Source organism: Metabacillus sp. KH_069, from assembly GCF_057838075.1.
The window spans coordinates 4,214,536-4,235,802 of sequence record NZ_CM174460.1 but is presented as its reverse complement, the minus strand read 5'-3'; the positions used below and the strand labels follow the sequence as shown (position 1 = coordinate 4,235,802).

Annotated in this window: 21 protein-coding genes; 18 read left to right on the top strand and 3 right to left on the bottom strand. The window is 42.5% G+C overall.

What is annotated here, in order from left to right:
* Positions 1 to 161 precede the first annotated feature (161 nt).
* The 9 genes from AC3ISE_RS21285 (at position 162) to pyrG (ending at position 10,609) form a co-directional block, all read left to right on the top strand.
* Positions 162 to 1,379 carry an HpcH/HpaI aldolase/citrate lyase family protein gene (locus AC3ISE_RS21285; RefSeq protein ID WP_489222512.1) on the top strand — a complete coding sequence of 406 codons (1,218 nt, stop codon included), beginning with the start codon at positions 162 to 164 and terminating at the stop codon, positions 1,377 to 1,379.
* Complete coding sequence (locus AC3ISE_RS21280; protein ID WP_489222511.1) at positions 1,318 to 2,688, top strand: phosphoribosyltransferase family protein; 1,371 nt, start codon at positions 1,318 to 1,320, stop codon at positions 2,686 to 2,688. Before AC3ISE_RS21285 ends, AC3ISE_RS21280 begins: the two co-directional genes overlap by 62 nt.
* Positions 2,681 to 3,799: a cysteine protease StiP family protein gene (locus AC3ISE_RS21275; protein ID WP_489222510.1), complete on the top strand. Its 1,119-nt coding sequence runs from the start codon at positions 2,681 to 2,683 to the stop codon at positions 3,797 to 3,799. The genes AC3ISE_RS21280 and AC3ISE_RS21275 overlap by 8 nt, the downstream gene beginning before the upstream one ends.
* Before the next feature lie 12 nt (positions 3,800 to 3,811).
* Entirely contained in the window at positions 3,812 to 4,627 is an 816-nt protein-coding gene (locus AC3ISE_RS21270; protein ID WP_489222509.1) for an HAD family hydrolase, read from the top strand.
* Positions 4,628 to 4,730: 103 nt separating this feature from the next.
* Complete coding sequence (locus tag AC3ISE_RS21265) at positions 4,731 to 4,943, top strand: helix-turn-helix domain-containing protein (RefSeq protein ID WP_489222508.1); 213 nt, start codon at positions 4,731 to 4,733, stop codon at positions 4,941 to 4,943.
* An 88-nt stretch (positions 4,944 to 5,031) separates the two neighbouring features.
* Entirely contained in the window at positions 5,032 to 6,639 is a 1,608-nt protein-coding gene (locus AC3ISE_RS21260; RefSeq protein WP_489222507.1) for a YceG family protein, read from the top strand.
* A gap of 62 nt (positions 6,640 to 6,701) precedes the next feature.
* Positions 6,702 to 7,754 carry a toxic anion resistance protein gene (locus tag AC3ISE_RS21255; protein ID WP_489224404.1) on the top strand — a complete coding sequence of 351 codons (1,053 nt, stop codon included), beginning with the start codon at positions 6,702 to 6,704 and terminating at the stop codon, positions 7,752 to 7,754.
* Positions 7,755 to 7,997: 243 nt separating this feature from the next.
* Positions 7,998 to 8,555 carry a DNA-directed RNA polymerase subunit delta gene (gene rpoE / locus AC3ISE_RS21250; protein WP_489222506.1) on the top strand — a complete coding sequence of 186 codons (558 nt, stop codon included), beginning with the start codon at positions 7,998 to 8,000 and terminating at the stop codon, positions 8,553 to 8,555.
* Positions 8,556 to 9,004: 449 nt separating this feature from the next.
* On the top strand, positions 9,005 to 10,609 hold the full coding sequence (gene pyrG, locus AC3ISE_RS21245; RefSeq protein ID WP_070877983.1) for a CTP synthase: 1,605 nt from the start codon (positions 9,005 to 9,007) through the stop codon (positions 10,607 to 10,609).
* A gap of 148 nt (positions 10,610 to 10,757) precedes the next feature.
* On the opposite strand, the gene AC3ISE_RS21240 is transcribed toward pyrG, so the two are convergent.
* On the bottom strand, positions 10,758 to 11,288 hold the full coding sequence (locus AC3ISE_RS21240) for a DUF2529 domain-containing protein (RefSeq protein ID WP_489222505.1): 531 nt from the start codon (positions 11,286 to 11,288) through the stop codon (positions 10,758 to 10,760).
* Positions 11,289 to 11,672: 384 nt separating this feature from the next.
* Between AC3ISE_RS21240 and AC3ISE_RS21235 the strand changes: the two genes are divergently transcribed.
* From AC3ISE_RS21235 to AC3ISE_RS21195, 9 genes are all read left to right on the top strand, one after another.
* Positions 11,673 to 12,044 (top strand): response regulator, encoded by a 372-nt coding sequence (locus AC3ISE_RS21235; RefSeq protein ID WP_029283300.1) that lies wholly within the window; start codon positions 11,673 to 11,675, stop codon positions 12,042 to 12,044.
* 188 nt (positions 12,045 to 12,232) lie between these two features.
* Entirely contained in the window at positions 12,233 to 13,090 is an 858-nt protein-coding gene (locus tag AC3ISE_RS21230; RefSeq protein ID WP_070877989.1) for a class II fructose-bisphosphate aldolase, read from the top strand.
* Positions 13,091 to 13,210: 120 nt separating this feature from the next.
* Complete coding sequence (gene fsa / locus AC3ISE_RS21225; RefSeq protein WP_489222504.1) at positions 13,211 to 13,855, top strand: fructose-6-phosphate aldolase; 645 nt, start codon at positions 13,211 to 13,213, stop codon at positions 13,853 to 13,855.
* A gap of 357 nt (positions 13,856 to 14,212) precedes the next feature.
* Positions 14,213 to 15,502, top strand: coding sequence for a UDP-N-acetylglucosamine 1-carboxyvinyltransferase (gene murA, locus AC3ISE_RS21220; protein ID WP_070877993.1), 1,290 nt, complete (start codon positions 14,213 to 14,215; stop codon positions 15,500 to 15,502).
* Positions 15,503 to 15,549: 47 nt separating this feature from the next.
* Positions 15,550 to 16,512, top strand: coding sequence for a class II fructose-bisphosphatase (gene glpX / locus AC3ISE_RS21215; protein ID WP_070877995.1), 963 nt, complete (start codon positions 15,550 to 15,552; stop codon positions 16,510 to 16,512).
* 305 nt (positions 16,513 to 16,817) lie between these two features.
* Entirely contained in the window at positions 16,818 to 18,101 is a 1,284-nt protein-coding gene (gene rho, locus AC3ISE_RS21210) for a transcription termination factor Rho (protein ID WP_070877997.1), read from the top strand.
* 134 nt (positions 18,102 to 18,235) lie between these two features.
* Entirely contained in the window at positions 18,236 to 18,436 is a 201-nt protein-coding gene (rpmE, locus tag AC3ISE_RS21205; RefSeq protein ID WP_070877999.1) for a 50S ribosomal protein L31, read from the top strand.
* A 231-nt stretch (positions 18,437 to 18,667) separates the two neighbouring features.
* Entirely contained in the window at positions 18,668 to 19,288 is a 621-nt protein-coding gene (locus AC3ISE_RS21200; RefSeq protein WP_489222503.1) for a thymidine kinase, read from the top strand.
* 236 nt (positions 19,289 to 19,524) lie between these two features.
* Complete coding sequence (locus tag AC3ISE_RS21195; RefSeq protein ID WP_489222502.1) at positions 19,525 to 19,935, top strand: hypothetical protein; 411 nt, start codon at positions 19,525 to 19,527, stop codon at positions 19,933 to 19,935.
* A gap of 34 nt (positions 19,936 to 19,969) precedes the next feature.
* On the opposite strand, the gene AC3ISE_RS21190 is transcribed toward AC3ISE_RS21195, so the two are convergent.
* Together AC3ISE_RS21190 and gloA2 are read right to left on the bottom strand one after the other, a co-directional pair.
* Positions 19,970 to 20,488 carry a MerR family transcriptional regulator gene (locus tag AC3ISE_RS21190; protein ID WP_489222501.1) on the bottom strand — a complete coding sequence of 173 codons (519 nt, stop codon included), beginning with the start codon at positions 20,486 to 20,488 and terminating at the stop codon, positions 19,970 to 19,972.
* 133 nt (positions 20,489 to 20,621) lie between these two features.
* Positions 20,622 to 21,035, bottom strand: a complete 414-nt coding sequence (gloA2, locus tag AC3ISE_RS21185) for an SMU1112c/YaeR family gloxylase I-like metalloprotein (RefSeq protein ID WP_489224403.1) — start codon at positions 21,033 to 21,035, stop codon at positions 20,622 to 20,624.
* Positions 21,036 to 21,267 lie beyond the last annotated feature (232 nt).

The window sequence follows — 21,267 nt, the reverse complement described above, 5'->3', positions numbered from 1 at the left end:
GCTCCTCGGCCAGAACGGCTCCGAAAGTATTGGCAAAAAGCACCTTTTCTGCCCCTTATCTGTCTGTCGAAGCTGACCAAGGCGCCTCCGCTTTTCTATTTTTCTAGTAAGAAATTTACCATCTAGTACATCACGAAGAGGGTCTGAATGGAGGAACAAGCTTGAAGCATTTTCAATATTTATCTAAAGAAAAGCGCAATGAAATCTTTTTATACGAACCAATCCATTTTTCAAAAGAAACAGAACGGGAAACCCTGGCCTATACGTTAGGCGCGACTCTCTACATGCCTGGTAATCGGACAGTTATTTCAAACGATGTACTATCTGGTAAATTTCTTAATGGAAAACACGAAGGATTAACTTCAATGGTGATTTGTCTTGAAGATTCAATCGGTGATACAGAAGTAGAATCAGCAGAAGAGAATACAGTCAGACAAATCGAAGCCATCTCAAACAGCATTTTAAAAGGCAAGTTTGATCAGAGAAATCTGCCGCTTATTTTTGTGCGGATCCGAAATGAAGATCAAATGAAACGCCTTGCTTCAAAGCTAAAGCATCATATCCAGCTGTTAAGCGGGTTTGTCTTCCCTAAATTCACATCTGAAAATGGAAGAGGCTATTATGCAGCCTTGCAGGAAATCGCCGTTCTTTACTCTGTCACACTGTATGGAATGCCTATTTTAGAGACGAAAGAAATTATTTACAAAGAATCCAGGATGGCTGAATTGCTTGGCATTAAAGAGATTCTTGATGATTACTATGAACTCGTCCTCAATGTCCGCCTTGGAGGAACAGATTTATCAGGGCTGTTCGGTATCAGAAGAAGCAGGGATACAACGATTTATGATATTTCCGTTATTCGCGACTGCATTACAGACATCATTAATGTGTTCGGCAGATGTGAAAAAGAATACGTCATTTCAGGGCCGGTCTGGGAGTATTTTGGCGGCGGCCAGCGGATTTTAAAGCCTCAAATCAGACAAACGCCTTTTCAGCAGGCATATGGCACCGAGGGTCTTGAATTCAGAGCGAACCTGATTGACCGTTATGACGACGGCTTAATCCATGAAATCGTCCTTGATAATACAAATGGCCTTGTAGGCAAGACCATTATACATCCGTTGCATATTAAAATTGTAAATGCACTGAATGCGGTGACAAAAGAAGAATATTTAGATGCGTCGGCCATTCTTGATCAGGCGCAATCTTACAATGGCGTCATTCGAAGTGAGTTTTCAAATAAAATGAACGAAATCAAACCCCATTACAATTGGGCGCGGAAAATCATCTTGAAATCAAAAATATACGGGGTGTTCCATGAGCAGCAATCATTTATTGACCTTATCAGCGAAACAACAAACGAGCAATTATACATTTGATTTATTAGGGAAGCTTTCTGTAGAAATTGAACTGACAAGCAATCCGTATCTTCTTCCTTTGGAAAACCTGTTTTCTATGGCAGCGCGGATTAATAAAAAACGCGGCTTCTTATTTGTGAGCAAAGTCCTCGGCAAACATATTCCTGTTAATCCAACGCTTGCTCTTCTTACTGGACAAGCTCTTGCAGCAAGATATATGGAAGTTGTGCACGGTGAAACACATCCTGAAAGAGATCAGATTTTAGCTTGCTTAAACGGGGAACCGATTCAAAAGAGCGAGTACCGCCATGCTTTGAGCGAACCGGCTCTTTTCATAGGGTTTGCTGAAACGGCAACTGCCCTTGGACATGCAGTCTTTGAAAACTTTGAACATGCCTCTTTTTTTCATACAACAAGGGAAATGGTATCTGGAATGGATTCCATCATCAATTTTGAAGAAGAGCATTCTCATGCGACCTCTCACCGCTGTTATGTGAACGAGAGTCTATTTGATAATGCCAGCCCGATTGTTTTAGTAGATGACGAAGTAACCACAGGAAAAACAGCGCTGAATATCATAGAATCGATCCAGGCGAAATATCCGCGCCGGGAATATACAGTCGTGTCGATACTGGATTGGCGCTCTGAAGAAGACCAGCAGAGATTCAGAGAAACAGAAGAAAGACTTGGTGTTAAAATCCATACCGTTTCTTTAATAACAGGTCTTATTACAACAACAGGGAACCCGGTAGCAGAGAATCAGGGTGGAAAAGAAAGATCATCCGTGTCTGAATCAGAGATTAATGAAATCTATTTATCTAGTGAAAATGGCGTAACTCCGTATTCTTCTGAACTTCTATCTGCACCTTATTTATTACACACTGGCAGATTCGGTCTTTCAGATCAGGAACAGCTTAGTGTGGATGAGTATTGTCAACATGCAGCAGCCAGTCTCCTTAAATATCGCAAGGGAAAGAAAACTCTATGCCTTGGTACAGGAGAATTTATGTATGTGCCGATGAAGACGGCGTCCTTTATGGGAGAGGGAATTTTCTATCAATCAACAACCAGAAGTCCGATTCATCCGGTTGACCGTGAAGATTACGCGGTGAAAAGCGCATATCCCTTTATAAACCCGGAAGACGGAGAGACGGCTAATTACTTTTATAATGCAGAGCAGGATCAATACGACGAAGTTTTCGTCTTTTTTGAACGGTCTGTTTTAGGTGACCATATGCAATCTATGATGAAACAGCTGAAAAGCGTTTTTCCGATTATCAATCTCGTTTTTTTCAGTACAAACAAAAAAGGAAGTGCAGCAGATGAATAAGGTGAAGCAGCAATTGCCAAAGCCGGCAGCGATGGGAAGCTATTCGGAGCAGGACGTTATTTTCTTATTAAAGGACCTGAGTGACGTTACCCTTGAAAAATCAACATTAGAAAGAGAGCAGGCTGTACAAAGCGGAACTCATTATTCAGAAATGCTTCCGATTGAATACAAGCCGACAGATGAATATTTACAGCTTTTTCATCATTCTTTAGATATGTACAAACAAAAACTGGCGATTGCAGTAGGAACAGTGGCTGAGCGCATCCTGCAAGTGAAAGGACGCAGCATCGTTCTTGTATCCCTTGCAAGAGCAGGTACGCCAATTGGCATTTTAATGAAAAGATATCTTATGCAAACTTATCATCTCAATGTTCCTCATTACAGTGTTTCGATCGTCAGAGGACGCGGCATCGATGAAAATGCAATGAGGTATATTGCTCAAAATCATCCAGATGACCATGTTCAATTTGTGGACGGGTGGACTGGAAAAGGAGCCATTACAAGAGAATTGACAGAGGCGATGGCCGACTTCAACAGCAAATACGAAATGCACATGGATGATTCACTTGCTGTCTTGGCGGATCCAGGCTATTGCACTGAGATTTACGGAACTCGTGAAGACTTCTTAATTCCAAGTGCCTGCTTGAATTCCACCGTTTCAGGATTGGTGAGCAGAACCGTATTAAATGACCAGTTCATTGGGCCTGATGATTTTCATGGAGCAAAATATTATTCGGAACTGATTCCTGAAGATGTGTCGAACCATTTTATTGATGTTGTCGTCTCAGAATTTGCGCATGTTGCTGAAGAAATCAGCGAACAGCTGGTAAAGCTTGAGGCAGAAGACAAAGAGCCGACGTGGAAAGGCATCCAGGATATTAAACAAATTCAGGATGATTTCAGCATAGAAAATATTCACCATGTAAAACCGGGAGTAGGCGAAACAACGCGCGTTCTTTTACGCAGAATCCCTTGGAAAATTCTTGTTAAGGATTTAAACAATAAAGATCTCGAACACATTTTCCTGCTGGCAAAAGAACGAAATGTACCGGTGATTGAATACAAGAACATGTCATATTCATGCTGCGGCATAATAAAGCCCCTAAACTAGGAGGAACAATCTGTGATTTTTGCAAGTGATCTGGATCAAACACTCATTTATTCAAGAAGGTCCTTCCGTGAGCCGGTAAGCGAATCTGATATTCGCCTGATCGAAATGCTGGATGGTCAGGAAATCTCATTTATGACGAAAAAAGCGATTTCCATGCTGAAGGAAATTGCAGAGCAAATGACCTTTGTTCCTGTTACGACAAGAACACCCTCACAATACGGGCGCATCACTGTTTTCCAGGAGGAAATTATTCCTGGCTACGCTGTCACAAGCAATGGGGGACATGTGTTCAAGAACGGTAAGCTCGACGAAGAATGGAAACAGCATTTAGAAAACCTGATGAAAAATGAGTGCACAAGTTTAGAGGAAGTTTCCCGCAAGTTTCAGGAGATTGCAGCAGAAGATTGGGTGTTAAAACAAAAAAATGCTGAAAATCTCTTTCTCTATAATATTATCGACCGCGCTCTCATTCCTGAAGCGCGTCTGCAGGAATTTATCCTATGGCTCGACCGCCATGGCTGGAAGCACTCTCTGCAGGGCAGAAAGCTATACTTTGTACCGAAGCCAATCAACAAATGGGATGCCGTTGCTTATGTCAAAGAAGCGATTGGCGCAAAAACCGTGATTACTGCGGGAGATTCATTGCTTGATTTATGCATGCTTGAAGGGGCAGATCATGCTTTTTCACCGCTGCACGGAGAATTGGGCGAATCAAATACTCGACTAGCAGAAACGATTAAAAGAACGAACAAAAACGGGATTTTTGCATCCGAAGAAATTTTGGAGAACGTATTGGCAAAAGTAAGCCCGGCACCAGCTGAGTTATAAAATAGAAATATTTACCTTGTGCTGGTACAATAATAATAAGGTGTTTCTGATGTCAAATGGCTGAACGATTTGATTTTCTTTAGATATTATTGGAGTGAACGTATTGGTTACATTAGAAAAGAACCATACAAATTTATTGGATAAAAATATTATGAGTTCCTCACAGGCCTGCCGGGTATGGGGAATTGACGATTCAACCCTGCGGAAACGAATCGATCAGTTCCCTAGCGGCACCATTCGGAAATTCGGGAAAACATGGGTTGTAACGAGTGAAGGAATGCAGCACGTATTTGGCGAAAAGAGAACAGGCAGATAGCTCTCTTTTCAGGACTTAGTTCAATTTCTGTTCAAACGAATCATAAAAATAGATTGCTGGATGTGACTTTTTGGGGGAGGGAAGAGAGATGATTCGAACATATCAGCCAGTAGCAGCGGCTAATCTTGAAACGGATTGGCAAGCGCTTCTTTTTCAGCCGTTATCTGAGCGCTCGGGATTTGTGAATACTCCCTCTGAAATGAAAATCCCTCAAATAGCCATTCGCATGCTCGGAACACCTTTAGTGGAAGATGAGTATTTTCAAACGCTTTACGATCTCGTTCACAATGACGAGCTTGAGATTCACTTTATCAGTGAAAATCTCGACAAAACCATTCCTCAGGAGAAATTCCAGGCGGTTCAGAACTTATTGATTCTGCATGGAAAAGAAAAGCTGTCAGTGAACCGGTTTGTTGCTTTTATGGACCGTGACCAGCTGCTTCCAATGCTTAAAAATCCTGAATTGAACCGCCATTTGAGAGCTTGTTTCATCAAGGTGCTGACTCCCTTTTTCGAAGATCGCAAGGATGAAACAGGAGATTTCAGAAGAGTCATTGTGGATCTTGTTAAATGGACGTGGAATCACTTATATAAAGAACTTGAAAAAACAGCCAATCAAGAAGATAGAATACCGGCATTTTTCTGGTATGGAAATGCGACGCCAAGCGAGCAGCACTTCCTTAAGTTCCTCATCCTATTCGGCTGCGATGTCATCGTTGCGCATCCGGAAGGGACGGATATACTGGCGGATGCAGATCCGTTTGAAGCGATCAGCAAGATCGTTCGCTATCCGGGGACTCATCAACTGACAGCGTTTCCAAAAACAAGGCCGGAGCGGACTTCTACAATTGCCTATAAAGCATCGAAAGAAATCGACCAGGTTCTTCATTCCGATGATTCCATGCTTTATAAGCCGTGGCAATTCAGAAATTATTCTCCTAATGCCATTACGCTGAAAACAACCTATGATGAACTTTTTATTCTTATAAAAGAAAGAGCCTTTTTAAGGCCGAATTTTGAAGTCCGAAACAATACAGTAAATATCCCGGCCATCTTTTCAAAAATTTTCGGCATGACCAAAAACCGCCGGGCATACTGGGGCAAAATTCAGTACTTGACCGATTATGAATATGCAGAGGTTATTAAACAATTTCCTTTTACGTGGGAAGCGAAAGGAAACCCTCACTTTCATTATCAGAATGCGCTCGGGGAAAAGCAGGAGCTGCAGGCTGATAAAATGATGAACAGCCACTGGTGGAGATACAGTAACCTGCCGACTGGCCTGCAGAAGGGAATCGCTGAAGCGATCTCGAGGTATTGCGCGCATCCTAAATTAAAAAAACAAGATCAGGAAAGCTTATATGATCTCCAGCTGTATTTGTTTAATCAAGCTATGAATATTCCAAACAGCATGATCAAGCTGATGCAGAATTTTGATTACTCTCAATATGTGCCGCGGATTGTGCTTTACAATAATGAGAATAACGGCTTCATGACCCGTGCTGATGCAGCTATCCTGCTGTTAATGAATGAATTTGGACTGGATATCGTCCTATACAATCCGCCGGGCCATAACGACATTGAAAACTTTGTTGATGAACGATATTTTGACAGTCATTGGCTGGATGAGATGAGCTTTGGCGAAGAGTTCCAGGAGCCTTCGCGCCTGAAAAAATTCATCCGGAAAATGTTCTGATTTAATGATCAAGGGAGGATACCAATATGTCTCAAGTACCAGGACTCAGTAAAGTGGATCAAATGGAAGAGGTTCTGCAGGAAGGGCCGAACAGCATGAAGGTACAGCTGCAAAAAGAACCTGAAGTTCAAAAGCTTGCGCAAATGATTGACCACCGCAATCAAGTCGGAATGCTTGAATATGGAAAAGCGCCGGCGGATGAAATTTCCGCTTTTTCAGGAAAAATATTAAATACAATGCAATCAAGCAGCATGGAAGAGTCGAGCGCGCTTCTTAAACACCTCGGTAAAATCATGGACCGCTTTGATCCAAAGGATTTTGCCGAGCAAAAAGGGATTATGAAAAAAATCTTTAACCGCGGCCAGAAGATGGTAGAGAAAATTATGTCCAAGTATCAGACAATGGGCGGGGAAATTGATAAAGTGTACATGGAAATCGTTAAATATGAAGATGAAATGAAACGCTCAACCAATACACTTGAACAGCTATATGAACAAAATTTCCAATACTACATGGAGCTTGAAAAATATATAGTGGCCGGAGATATGAAAGCGGCTGAGCTGAAACAGCAGCTTCCTGCTTTAGAAGCAAAAGCGGCATCAGGAGATCAGCTTGCACAAATGGAGCTTGATACGATGCGTAATGCGGTAGAAGTGCTCGAACAAAGAGTGTATGACCTTGAGCTTGCTAAACAAGTGGCTTATCAGTCAGCGCCGCAAATTCGTCTCCTGCAGAGAGGAAATACAAAGCTGATTGGAAAAATCAACTCAGCTTTCGTCACAACCATTCCGATCTTTAAAACAGGTCTGATCAACGCCATCGCTGCAAAAAGACAGAAGCTTGTGGCAGATTCTATGAACGAGCTTGAAAAACGCACAAATGAAATGCTTGTCCGCAACGCTCAAAATATATCAAAGCAAAGTGTTGATATTGCGAGACTTTCAGGAAGTCCAAGCATTAAAATGGAAACAATCGAAGAAACCTGGAGCATTATCCTAAAAGGGATGCAGGAAACAAAAGCCATTGAAGATGAGAACAAACAGCTTCGTGAACAAGGCCGTGTCCGGCTTCAGGAGCTTCAAAATAATTTTAAACAAATCAAAAACAGCCGCTGAAACTCGGAATTTCTTCCGGGTTTTTCTATGAAGTTCTAATTATTAATAGAAATGTTAAAAATTATTCTGATTTATTACAAGGAAGAAGATTAAGGTAGCATAAAGTGTTAGAATTTGTTTATAATGAATGGTATGACTTGAATACATAGGATTCGGACGGTGCTATCAATCTCACTTCCGAATTTCTTATAGGGTGAAAAATCACCTTCAATAGATGAACGATTAGAAAGGGAGTGCCTCACTTTGAGTATTTCACAATATTCCAAGGACCAGCTTAAAGAATTATCAATGGTTGAAGTTGCATACGACCTGATGACAGACAAGAAACAGCCATATCTTTTCAAAGATTTAGTAAAAGAGATCAGCCAAATTATCGGCCTGACACAAAGCCAGGTTGAAGATAAAATTTCTCAATTCTACACAGATCTGAATATCGACGGACGTTATATTTGTGTTGGGGAAAATACTTGGGGACTCCGCAGCTGGTACCCATACGAGCAAATCGAAGAAGAGGTAGTGCCGGTCGCTAAGCCTAAGAAGAAAAAAGCGAAAAAAGCGGTTGCTGAAGACCTTGAACTTGAAGACTTCGATGAGGTTGATGAAGAAGAATTAGAATATGATGACATCGAAGAGTATGAAGACGATACAGACGATGATCTTGATGATGACGATGATGATCTGGAAGACGATGCAGAAGAAATCGATGAAGTCATTGAAGATGAAGAGTTCGATCTCGAAGAAGAAGAGTTAGAAGAAGACCTGGATGAGGACCTTGAAGAAGACGAGGAAGAAGATTTATAATCATCTTGACTTTCAGGTACCAACTAGGTAGAATCTTATTTGGGCTCTTTAAAAGCAATACCTATGGATTCTATATACCATGCTCCCTTTCGTAAAGCGGAAAGGGAGCTTTCTTATTTTTACGAAGCGCGGATGATTTAAGGCTGGCCTTAAATAGGCAGCAGGGAGCGGGCATTACTTGCGCTTTATTGATTTACAGGCGAGAGAAAGTTTGAGCATTTATGTCTAGCTCCAGCGCCTAGCTCCTCGGTCAGAACGGCTCAGTCAGTAAAGGCAAAAAGCGCCTTTTCTGCCGGATCCTTATCTGCCTGTCGGAGCTGAACAAGGCGCTTCCGCTTTTCTATATAACCCCCCGGACAAATCTTATAAAGTAAAACCGTTCCCATTGATTGGGAATGTTTTCTTTTGTGCACATTAATCTTATACATCACTTGAAGGGAGAAGAACACATGACAAAGTATATTTTTGTTACAGGAGGAGTTGTATCCTCATTAGGAAAAGGGATTACAGCTGCATCTCTTGGACGTTTGCTAAAAAACCGCGGATTAAAGGTGACAATCCAAAAGTTTGATCCATACATCAACGTGGACCCGGGAACGATGAGTCCTTATCAGCATGGAGAGGTCTTCGTAACGGACGATGGTGCTGAAACAGACTTGGACTTAGGACACTATGAGCGTTTCATTGACATCAATTTAAATAAATACAGCAACGTAACGACTGGTAAAATTTACTCTTCTGTATTAAAGAAAGAGCGCCGCGGCGACTATCTTGGCGGAACAGTACAGGTTATCCCTCACATTACAAATGAGATCAAAGACCGTGTATTCCGTGCAGGAAAAGAAACAAATGCGGATGTTGTTATTACAGAAATCGGAGGAACAGTAGGGGATATCGAATCTCTTCCATTCCTTGAGGCAATCCGTCAAATGAAGAGCGACATTGGCCGCGACAACGTGATGTACATTCACTGTACACTTGTTCCTTACATCAAAGCTGCAGGTGAAATGAAAACAAAGCCGACACAGCATAGTGTAAAAGAATTGAGAAGCTTGGGCATTCAGCCAAACGTAATCGTTCTTCGTACAGAAATGCCGATTTCACAGGACATGAAGGACAAAATTGCCTTATTCTGTGACATCGATACAAACGCAGTTATTGAATGCCGTGATGCAGATACTCTTTACTCGATCCCATTGGCACTTCAAGAACAGCATCTTGATCAGATCACTTGCGATCACTTAAAACTTGATTCACGCGAACCTGAAATGTCTGAGTGGATTGAGCTTGTTCAAAAAGTGACAAACCTTTCTAAATCTGTCCGCATCGGAATCGTCGGCAAATACGTAGAGCTTCAGGATGCTTACATCTCTGTTGTTGAAGCATTGCGTCATGCAGGCTATGCATTTGATGCAGACATCAGCATCAAATGGATCAACTCTGAAGAGGTAACAGCATTAAACACGGGAGAACTCCTTTCAGACGTGGATGGAATCCTCGTTCCAGGCGGATTCGGAGATCGCGGCGTAGAAGGCAAAATCCTTGCAACTCAATATGCTCGCGAAAACAAAGTTCCATTCTTCGGAATCTGTCTTGGCATGCAAGTAGCTTCAATTGAATATGCACGCAATGTGGTTGGACTGCAGGGTGCACATTCATCTGAGCTTGATTTTGCAACACCATACCCGGTTATCGACCTGCTTCCTGAGCAAAAAGATATCGAAGACCTTGGCGGCACACTTCGTCTTGGCCTTTACCCGGCTAAGCTTGATCCTGCGTCTCGTGCATTTGAAGCATATCAGGATGAAGTAATCTATGAACGTCACCGTCATCGCTATGAGTTCAACAATGAATACCGTCAAGCAATGGAAGACGCAGGATTTATCTTCTCAGGTACAAGCCCTGACGGCAGACTTGTTGAAATCATCGAACTTAAAGATCATCCTTGGTTTGTGGCTTCCCAGTTCCACCCGGAATTCACATCAAGACCAACAAGACCGCAGCCATTATTCCGAGAATTCGTGAATGCATCATTGATGGCTTCTGAAAAATAAACATGAGAAAACCCTGACAGCTTGAGTTGTCAGGGTTTTTTGTCTTAGCACAAGGTGGAATCCGCTTATTGTACCTGCAGGGTTTGGCTAGTACTTTTCTGCCGGATCCTTATCTGTCTGCCTGCGCTAAACAGTCGGCTCCGCTTTTCTATTCATACTCACTAATGATTTCTTTTAATGTAAAACTCAGAGCATAATAAACAAACAGTGATGTCATCAAAGCAGGGTAGCCGTAGCGGCTGCCATCTTCATCCGGAATCAGGCCCTTTTTAAGCTTTGAATCAATATGAACGTCAACAAATTCATCAAGTCCAGCTTCATCCTTCATAAAGCATGATACGCCAACTGTGCCTGCACCGATTTCACACAGCACCTCAGCAAGCTCGATCGCCTTCGGATCATTCGACCGATGGGTAAAGAGCAGCACACGGTCTGCATCTGTCAGCTTATTCATTGAGCCATCAGCCAGAAACAAAGGTTTTGCACTTGGCAGAGGCTCAGAACTTAAAACGGCTTCTCCAATCATGCCGCCAAGCTCATCAAACCCATGTATATAAATGGTGCCGCTTCCGACTGCAGCCTGAGCGAGCAGTCTTGCGCCGTCTTCAATGGCAGGCTCTTCCTGCTCGTGAATCCGGTTGAAGTGGCTATTCAATTGTGTCATGAAAATTTTCATCATAGTAAAAATACACTCCTTTACAACCATCATTATAACGAAAAATAAGGAGATCTCCTAACAGCACCGTTCAGAATTTGTCGATAAAGTTCTTCTGATTCAGGCAGGAATAAGAATGCGCCGAACCGAATAAATATCGTATGTTTCAGCGGACTGCCTTATACTAGAGAGGAAGCTTTCCGCGGCTTTCAGTAAACATAGCTTTTTTCGCACCGGTTGTTGTTTCGCAGTAAGATTGCCTTCCGTATATAATGGGTTTTCGTGTTCTAAAGCTATAGACCAGGGCACTTACTTGTCATTTAAAGCAGCATCGTTCCAGAAAAGAGCTTCAATAAAAATGATCGGCAGTTTTTGCTATATAATCCTAATATGAAGAGGTGCAGGCACATGAATGAAAAAATATTAATCGTGGACGATCAGTACGGAATCCGAATTTTGCTGAATGAGGTTTTTCAAAAAGCGGGATATCAGACGTTCCAGGCGGCAAATGGCTTTCAGGCGCTGGAGATTGTAGACAAGCATAAACCGGATTTAGTGCTTTTAGATATGAAAATTCCTGGAATGGATGGAATTGAAATCCTAAAACGCATGAGAGTCGTTGAGCCTGACATTCGCGTTATTATTATGACTGCATATGGCGAGCTGGATATGATTCAGGAAGCGAAAGACCTTGGCGCGCTTACGCATTTCGCAAAACCGTTTGATATAGATGAGATTCGCGACGCTGTAAGAAAGTATCTTCCAATCCGATCAAATTAAATAATAACAGAAAATTCAGATTTATGTCGAAAAGTTGCCGTTTTTCTCATAAGTTGGTATGCTAGTGAGTGAGAAAAGCCCGTATATCATTTCATCAGATTACATACATTGCAATCGTTCTGGTCATGCTAGATGTTACGTAAGCTTTTCGGTTTAGCAAATTAGCTGCATAGGGAGGATATTTCGACATGCCTTTAGTATCAATGACAGAAATGTTGAATAAAGCAAAAAGCGAAGGTTACGCTGTAGGTCAATTTAACCTGAACAACCTTGAGTTCACTCAAGCAATTCTTCAAGCTGCTGAAGAAGAAAAATCACCAGTAATCCTTGGTGTATCTGAGGGCGCTGCACGTTACATGAGCGGCTTCAAAACTGTTGTGAAAATGGTAGAAGGACTTATGGAAGACTTGAAAGTGACTGTTCCAGTTGCGATTCACCTTGACCATGGTTCAAGCTTTGAAAAATGTAAAGAAGCAATCGATGCTGGATTCACTTCAGTTATGATTGACGCTTCTCACCACCCGTTTGAAGAGAACATCGAAACAACTGCTAAAGTTGTGGACTATGCTCATTCAAAAGGCGTTTCTGTTGAAGCTGAGCTTGGAACAGTTGGCGGACAAGAAGACGACATCATTGCTGAAGGCGTTATTTACGCTGATCCTAAAGAGTGCGAAGAAATGGTAAAACGCACAGGTATTGACTGCATAGCACCTGCATTAGGTTCTGTACATGGTCCATACAAAGGCGAACCAAACTTAGGATTCAAAGAGATGGAAGAAATCGGAAATGCTACTGGCATGCCATTGGTTCTTCATGGCGGAACTGGTATCCCAACTCACGATATCAAAAAAGCGATCTCTTTCGGTACAGCTAAAATCAACGTTAACACTGAAAACCAAATCGCTTCTGCTAAAGCAGTGCGCGAAACATTGGCAGCTAAGCCTAACGAATACGATCCACGTAAATACTTAGGACCTGCTCGCGATGCAATTAAAGCTACAGTTGCAGGCAAAATGAAAGAATTCGGTTCTGCTGGCAGAGCTTAATTTTTCAAAAAAGAACAAACCGCCTTTGATACACATCAGAAACGACAAGGCGGTTTCTCTTTCAATATGAAGTAAGCGTAAACAAGTTCTATTTTTCTGATATCTTAGGAGGATGGCAGAATGTTATTTTTCATTGATACGGCAAATGTCGAAGAAATAAAAGAAGCACAGTCTCTCGGGATTTTATCAGGTGTTACAACCAATCCGAGTTTAGTAGCAAAAGAAAATGTATCCTTTCATGATCGCCTAAGAGAGATTACAGCTATCGTCCAAGGTTCCGTCAGTGCGGAAGTTATTTCCTTGAAGGCAGAGGAAATGATTGAAGAGGGCAAGGAGCTTGCTGAGATCGCACCCAATATCACAGTAAAAGTTCCAATGACGCCAGACGGCTTAAAGGCTGTGAAAGCATTAACAGATCTTGGCATTAAAACGAATGTTACCCTGATTTTTAATGCAAATCAGGCATTGCTTGCTGCTAGAGCAGGTGCTACATATGTTTCACCATTTGTAGGCCGCTTAGATGACATCGGACAAAATGGCATGGAGCTGATTTCTACAATTGCGCAAATGTTTGATATTCATGGAATTGAATCTCAAATCATTGCAGCATCCATCAGACATCCAATGCACGTGACAGAAGCAGCTCTTCACGGTGCACATATTGCCACAATTCCATTCAATGTCATTAATCAGCTTTGCAAGCATCCTTTAACAGACCAAGGAATCGAAAAGTTTTTAGCAGACTGGAATAATCGTAAACAATAAGATTGCAATGACTATAGATTAAATGAATGGCAAGCATAGCGCTTGCCATTTGTCTCTTAAATTAAGAACCTTCCATTCGCTTATGATTTGCCCCTGCCAAATGACCTCTTCATTAAATTAATGGGTATCTAAAAAAATTTCATATGTCATAATGAATAAAAGAAAAAAAACTTGAACTTGTATTCTTTGCCGCATTAATGGAAAATATTTGTTGAAAAGAGATCTTTTCCTGTTTCTCATTCATTTTCTGGTCGTGCAGGCTAGTTCTTTTTAAATTAAGAACCACCATTTTAATCTCATAACACGATGGCTTTTAGCACCATCAAAAAGTCAACTTCTCTGAGAAAGGAGACTATCATGGAAAAGTTAAAAATAGCAGGCGGATATCCCTTAAAAGGAACGGTTAATATAAGCGGTGCCAAAAACAGCGCGGTTGCGTTAATACCGGCAACAATCCTCGCTCAATCACCCGTGACGATTGAAGGTTTACCCGATATTTCAGATGTACATATTTTAAAAGGGCTTCTCGAAGAAATTGGAGGGACCGCTGAATTTAAGGATAATGAAATGTATGTGAATCCGGCAGAGATGATCTCCATGCCTCTTCCAAGCGGCAAAGTCAAAAAGCTGCGTGCTTCCTATTATCTGATGGGTGCCATGCTTGGACGTTTTAAAAAGGCAGTCATCGGCTTGCCTGGAGGATGCCATTTGGGTCCGCGTCCGATTGATCAGCATATTAAAGGATTCGAAGCATTAGGAGCACAAGTAACAAACGAACAGGGTGCCATCTATTTGCGCGCTGAGGAATTAAGGGGTGCGCGAATCTATCTGGACGTTGTAAGTGTAGGGGCAACCATTAATATTATGCTTGCTGCTGTGCTTGCTAAAGGACAGACGATTATTGAGAATGCGGCGAAAGAGCCGGAAATCATTGATGTTGCTACGCTTTTATCTAGCATGGGTGCAAGAATCAAAGGTGCTGGAACAGATGTTATCCGTATTGATGGTGTTGAAAGTCTTCATGGCTGCAGACACTCAATCATTCCGGACAGAATTGAAGCAGGAACGTATATGATTATCGGGGCAGCAATGGGTCAGGAAGTGCTGATCGATAATGTGATTCCGCTTCATCTTGAATCTCTCATTGCGAAATTCAGAGAGATGGGCATCCGCGTTGAAACAAATAATGATCAGATCTGGATTGTCGGCGGTCAGAAGGAACTAAAAGCAGTCGATATCAAAACGCTTGTTTATCCAGGTTTTCCGACAGATCTGCAGCAGCCGTTCACGTCCTTGCTGACAAAGTCCACAGGGACAAGCGTTGTAACAGATACCATTTATTCAGCGCGCTTTAAGCATATTGATGAATTGCGCCGCATGGGTGCAAAGATTAAGGTGGAAGGCAGATCGGCAATTGTGTCAGGCCCTACAAAGCTTCAGGGCGCCAAAGTAAAGGCGAGCGATCTTCGTGCAGGAGCCGCATTGGTGGCAGCCGGTTTGATTGCAGAAGGAGTAACAGAGGTAACAGGACTTGAGCACATCGACCGCGGCTACAGCCAGCTTGAAGAAAAGCTGACAAGCCTCGGAGCAACAATCTGGCGTGAAAAGCTGACAGAGCAGGAAATTGAACAGCTTCAAAGCTCATAATATATAAATAAAAATCACAACAGGGGATACATGGGGAGGAACGAACAATGGAAAGAAGTTTATCGATGGAACTAGTTCGCGTAACGGAGGCAGCAGCACTTGCTTCTGCACGCTGGATGGGAAGAGGCAAAAAGGATGAAGCGGATGATGCAGCAACATCGGCAATGAGAGACGTGTTTGATACCATTCCGATGAAAGGTACAGTCGTAATCGGAGAAGGCGAGATGGACGAAGCGCCAATGCTCTACATCGGCGAAAAGCTTGGGACAGGCTATGGCCAGCGTGTAGACGTCGCTGTTGATCCCCTTGAAGGCACAAACATCGTCGCATCAGGAGGATGGAATGCACTTGCTGTCATTGCCATTGCAGATCACGGCAATCTTCTGAATGCACCGGATATGTACATGGATAAAATTGCGGTTGGTCCAGAAGCAGTAGGCTGCATTGATATTAACGCGCCTATCATCGATAACTTAAAGGCGGTAGCAAAAGCCAAGAACAAAAACATTGAAGATGTCGTGGCAACCATTCTAAATCGCGAAAGACACGAGCATATTATTAAAGAGCTTCGCGAGGCGGGCGCACGCATTAAGCTGATCAATGATGGTGATGTTGCTGGTGCGATCAATACAGCATTTGACCATACAGGTGTCGATATCCTTTTTGGATCAGGCGGTGCACCTGAAGGCGTTCTCGCTGCTGTAGCGCTAAAATGCCTTGGAGGAGAGATTCAGGGCAAACTCCTTCCTCAAAATGATGAAGAACGCGAAAGATGCGAGAAGATGGGCCTCGACGTCAACAAGGTACTCCGCATGGAAGACTTAGTGAAAGGCGAAGACGCCATCTTCGCAGCAACAGGTGTAACAGACGGGGAACTCCTTAAAGGCGTCCAGTTCAAAGCCTCTATCGGAACAACTCAATCCCTTGTTATGCGTGCTAAATCAGGAACTGTGCGTTTCATCGACGGCACACACAGCTTAAGCAAAAAACCTAATCTTGTAATGAAATAAATACCAATAAAGAAAAAAGCAGAGCGGCTCCGGCTGCTCGCTTCTTTTTTGTAGAATAATTAAGCTGTTTCCGCTTTTCCATCTTTATTTCAATATCATTTCAAAATGTGAAATATATTGATTAAATTCATTAAATAAGGTAAAACTAAAGAGTGCTGCGTAAATGAAAGATTATCTTTCACACTGCTTTTCCTACTTCAAGCCTATCTTCTATTTCTTCTCTATATCTGATCCATTTTCTAGTTTTTTCACGAATATAGATGGAAGAACAACGTTTTTTATAATTTATAAAGTGTGGTGTTGACATGAGCGAGGTTTCAATTTCCAATCTCGAACATATGAAATTAAAAGAGTTATATGAACTTGCGCGTCATTATAAAATTTCATATTACAGTAAACTGACAAAAAAAGAATTGATCTTTGCCATTTTAAAAGCAAACGCTGAACAAGAGGACTTATTGTTCATGGAAGGCGTTCTTGAAATTATCCAATCTGAGGGATTTGGGTTCCTAAGACCTATCAACTACTCACCAAGTTCTGAAGATATTTATATTTCAGCTTCGCAAATCCGCCGTTTTGATTTAAGAAATGGGGACAAGGTTTCCGGTAAAGTACGTCCGCCAAAGGAAAACGAACGCTATTACGGATTGCTGCACGTTGAGGCAGTCAATGGGGATGACCCTGAATCTGCTAAAGAGCGTGTTCATTTCCCGGCATTGACACCGCTTTATCCGAATAGACAAATTATCCTTGAAACAAAACCAAACGATCTTTCCACTCGCATCATGGACGTGATTGCTCCTGTTGGATTCGGTCAGCGCGGACTTATCGTGGCACCGCCTAAAGCGGGGAAAACGATGCTTTTAAAAGAAATCGCCAACAGTGTGACAACGAATCATCCTGAAGCGGAACTGATTGTTCTTCTGATTGACGAGCGTCCTGAGGAAGTAACGGATATCGAGCGTTCTGTAGCAGGCGATGTTGTGAGTTCAACATTTGATGAAGTTCCTGAAAACCATATCAAAGTTGCAGAGCTTGTTCTTGAGCGTGCGATGCGGCTTGTTGAGCACAAGAAAGACGTTATTATCCTCATGGACAGCATTACGCGTCTTGCCCGTGCTTATAACCTTGTGATTCCGCCAAGCGGACGTACACTGTCCGGCGGTATTGATCCTGCAGCGTTTCATCGTCCGAAGCGATTTTTCGGCGCGGCAAGAAACATTGAAGAAGGCGGCAGCTTGACGATTCTTGCAACTGCTTTGGTAGATACAGGTTCACGCATGGATGATGTCATCTATGAGGAGTTCAAAGGAACGGGCAACATGGAGCTTCACCTTGACCGTTCACTTGCTGAAAAACGCATCTTCCCGGCAATCGATATCCGCCGTTCTGGAACGCGTAAAGAAGAACTGCTTATCCCTAGAGATCATCTTGAAAAGCTTTGGGCGATCCGCAAATCAATGTCAGATTCACCTGATTTTGCTGAAAAATTCCTTAAAAAATTGCGTAATTCAAAATCCAATGAAGAATTCTTCAGCATTTTAGATGTTGAATGGAAAGCGGCAGGCGTTTCGGGAAAACGATTGTAAATTTTATTCCGAACTAGTTGCAAATAAATTGGAAGCTTGTTATAATTTTTTTATGTGCTTTTCCGGAAGACAATCTTCTGGAATTGATAACTCTGTTTCGACAAACGATTCAGGGCGGAAGGAGATGAAACGGAATGAAAGCAGCTATACATCCTAACTACAAAAAAGTTACGGTTAAATGTGCTTGTGGAAATGAATTTGAAACTGGTTCTGTAAAAGACGAGGTGCGCATCGAGGTTTGTTCTGAGTGCCATCCATTCTACACAGGACGTCAAAAATTCGCTTCTGCTGACGGTCGTGTTGATCGCTTCAACAAAAAATACGGTCTTAAATAATCATAGATTGAAGGAAACAGGCAAGATTTCTGTCTTGCCTGTTTTTTTACGCCATTTCCCGTGAATTCTTACGGAAAACAGCCATAATAAGAGTGGAATCAGCACTTTTACATATGGATTACTTGAATCCTGATAAACCGGCAAGGTTTATTTTTATAATAGAAATCTGACGTCATAAAGGGCGCTCAACCATAGAAACAAGGGTTAATTAAGAAGGGAGAGGCCGTTTTCATGTATGTTATGAAACAAAGCGGATGGCTTGAGGTCATCTGCGGAAGCATGTTCTCGGGGAAATCTGAAGAGCTGATCAGAAGAGTCCGCCGGGCGCAATTTGCCAAACAGCAAGTTAAGGTGTTCAAGCCTGCCATCGATAATCGCTATAGTGATGAAGAGGTTGTTTCACATAATGGGACTGCGATGATCAGTCATGCCGTTGCCTCTTCAAGTGACCTATTTAAATATATTACACCTGAAACAGACGTCATCGCTGTTGATGAGGTTCAGTTTTTTGATGAGGATATCGTGGATGTTGTCACAACGCTTGCCAACCAGGGATACCGTGTCATTGCTGCCGGCCTTGATCAGGACTTCAGAGGAGAGCCATTCAGCACGGTTCCAGCATTGATGGCTGTCGCTGAACTCGTGACAAAGCTTCAGGCTGTCTGCTCTGTCTGCGGTTCTCCTGCAAGCCGGACACAAAGGCTGATCAATGGCAGTCCGGCATCGTACAACGATCCAATCATCCTGGTCGGTGCATCTGAATCGTACGAGCCAAGATGCCGCCATCATCATGAAGTGCCTGAAAAGCCTGCTAAAGCACTTCAAAGTGAGCAGGAAACTCAGAACTTATAATTCAAGAAAAGCGGAATCGCCCGTTTAGCGCAGGCATGACAGATAAGGATCCGCCAGTAAAGGCGCTTTTTGCCAATACTTTCGGATCCGTTCTGGACGAGGAGTTGGGCGATTCCGCTTGCCATCAAAGCGCAAAATATATAAATTCTGATACTATAACAAAGCTGCCGATAATTTTTATCAGGCAGCTTTTTTTATGGAGAATTTGGGCACCTTAAAAAATGGAGGTGTTCATAATGAGAGTTTTATGGATGTTAATTTTACTGCTTTTCCTGGGAGCGTGTGCAAATCCGAGCAAGCAATCCGAAATTCAGCCTGAGTCGCATAAGGGCAGTGAGCTGAAACAAACAGGTGAAGGTGTATCAAACGAACGCGGGTCGACTGAACAGAACCCCAACTTTTTAAATCTGTCAAAAAACCGTGAGCAAAACGAAGATGAAATGGATAAACTTCACGAAGCGGTCCGGAACGACAAGTCTCTTAAAATCGACAATGTCACGATGAATGGAAACACAATCTGGGTTGATGTCAATTCTGATCAAGAGCTCACAGACGATGAAAAACAAAAGAAGCAAGCAGAGCTTCAGTCGAAAATGCAGAATATCATTCCGCGGTATGACATTAAAGTAAACCTGGACACAAAATAAAAAACTCGTTTCTGAATAAACGAGTTTTTTTGTGCTAGAAACTGAAGATAGAGCTGATCAGATTTCTGCGCTTTTGCTTTTTGGGTGATTGAATATGGTCAAAAACAAGTGAATGCGGGGTAGGATGCTTGTCTTTTTGTTTTTCCAGACTTTCAATCTTAGCTTCCAGGTCAGCGATGCGGCCGTTTAATTCTTCAATCTCCCTGCGATGCTGGAGAAGCTGGTAAGACACCACGCTGTCTGCTTTGCTGTTCACTTTTTGATCAAGCGCTGCAATCTTCTGTAAAATCTCATCGAAATCGGGGTTTGCTTCAGCAGCTTCTGTTTTCACAATCCCTTTTCTTGGAGGTTTCTTTTCCGAAACTCTTACTTCATGAAAAAGGATTCCCTGATTTAATTGATCTTTAATATCTCTTAAGGTATTAATATCTTCATCTGTAAACAAATAATGCCCGAGCTCATTCCGTTCCATCTGCAAATTCAGCTGCTTTACCCACCGCTGAACGGTTTTTGGCGATACACCCAGAAGCTTCGCGACCTGGCTTGTATTCATTTGTTTTCCCCCTATCTTAATCGATCGATCCGAAACAATGCGAAACACGTTAATCAACAAGTTCGATAAGATGGAGGATCATCCCTTCTATACAGACAAAAGAAGAATGGATTCGTCAAAGAAAGTGCCGATTTTACGAATTGTGACTTTGTGATTCGACGGGATCCTCATACAATTCCAGGGGCAAATCATCCGGATCTTTAAAAAAGGTGAAGAGTCTGTTTGTAAAAGGATCGACCCGGATCGGCTCCGTTTCAATTCCCAGTTCATTTAAATGACTCACTGCCGCGTGGATATTTTCAATGGAAAAAGCCAGATGTCTAAGGCCTGCTGCTTCTGGGGCTGAGGGCCGATCAGGGGGAGACGGGAAAGAAAACAGCTCAATTTGTGTATGATCTCCTACGGCTAAATCCAGCTTATAAGAATCTCTTTCTGCACGGTAAAATTCATGGATCACTTCAAATCCGAGCTTATTAACATAAAAGTCCTTCGACACGTCATAATCAGTACAAATAACGGCAACATGATGCACTTTTCTTATTTTCATTATTATTCCCTTTCTTTCTGGTCGATTTCTTATCTGACTGCCAGGACTGAACAGTCGGCTCCGCTTTTCTTGGTGTCCAGCTCCATTGCCCAACTCCTCGGCCAGAACGGATCCGTCAGCAAAGGCAAAAAGCGCCTTTACTGCCGGATCCTTATCTGTCATGCCTGCGCTAAACGGGGCGATTCCGCTTTTCTTGTTGTCCAGCTCCATCAGCCAACTCCTCTGCCAGAAC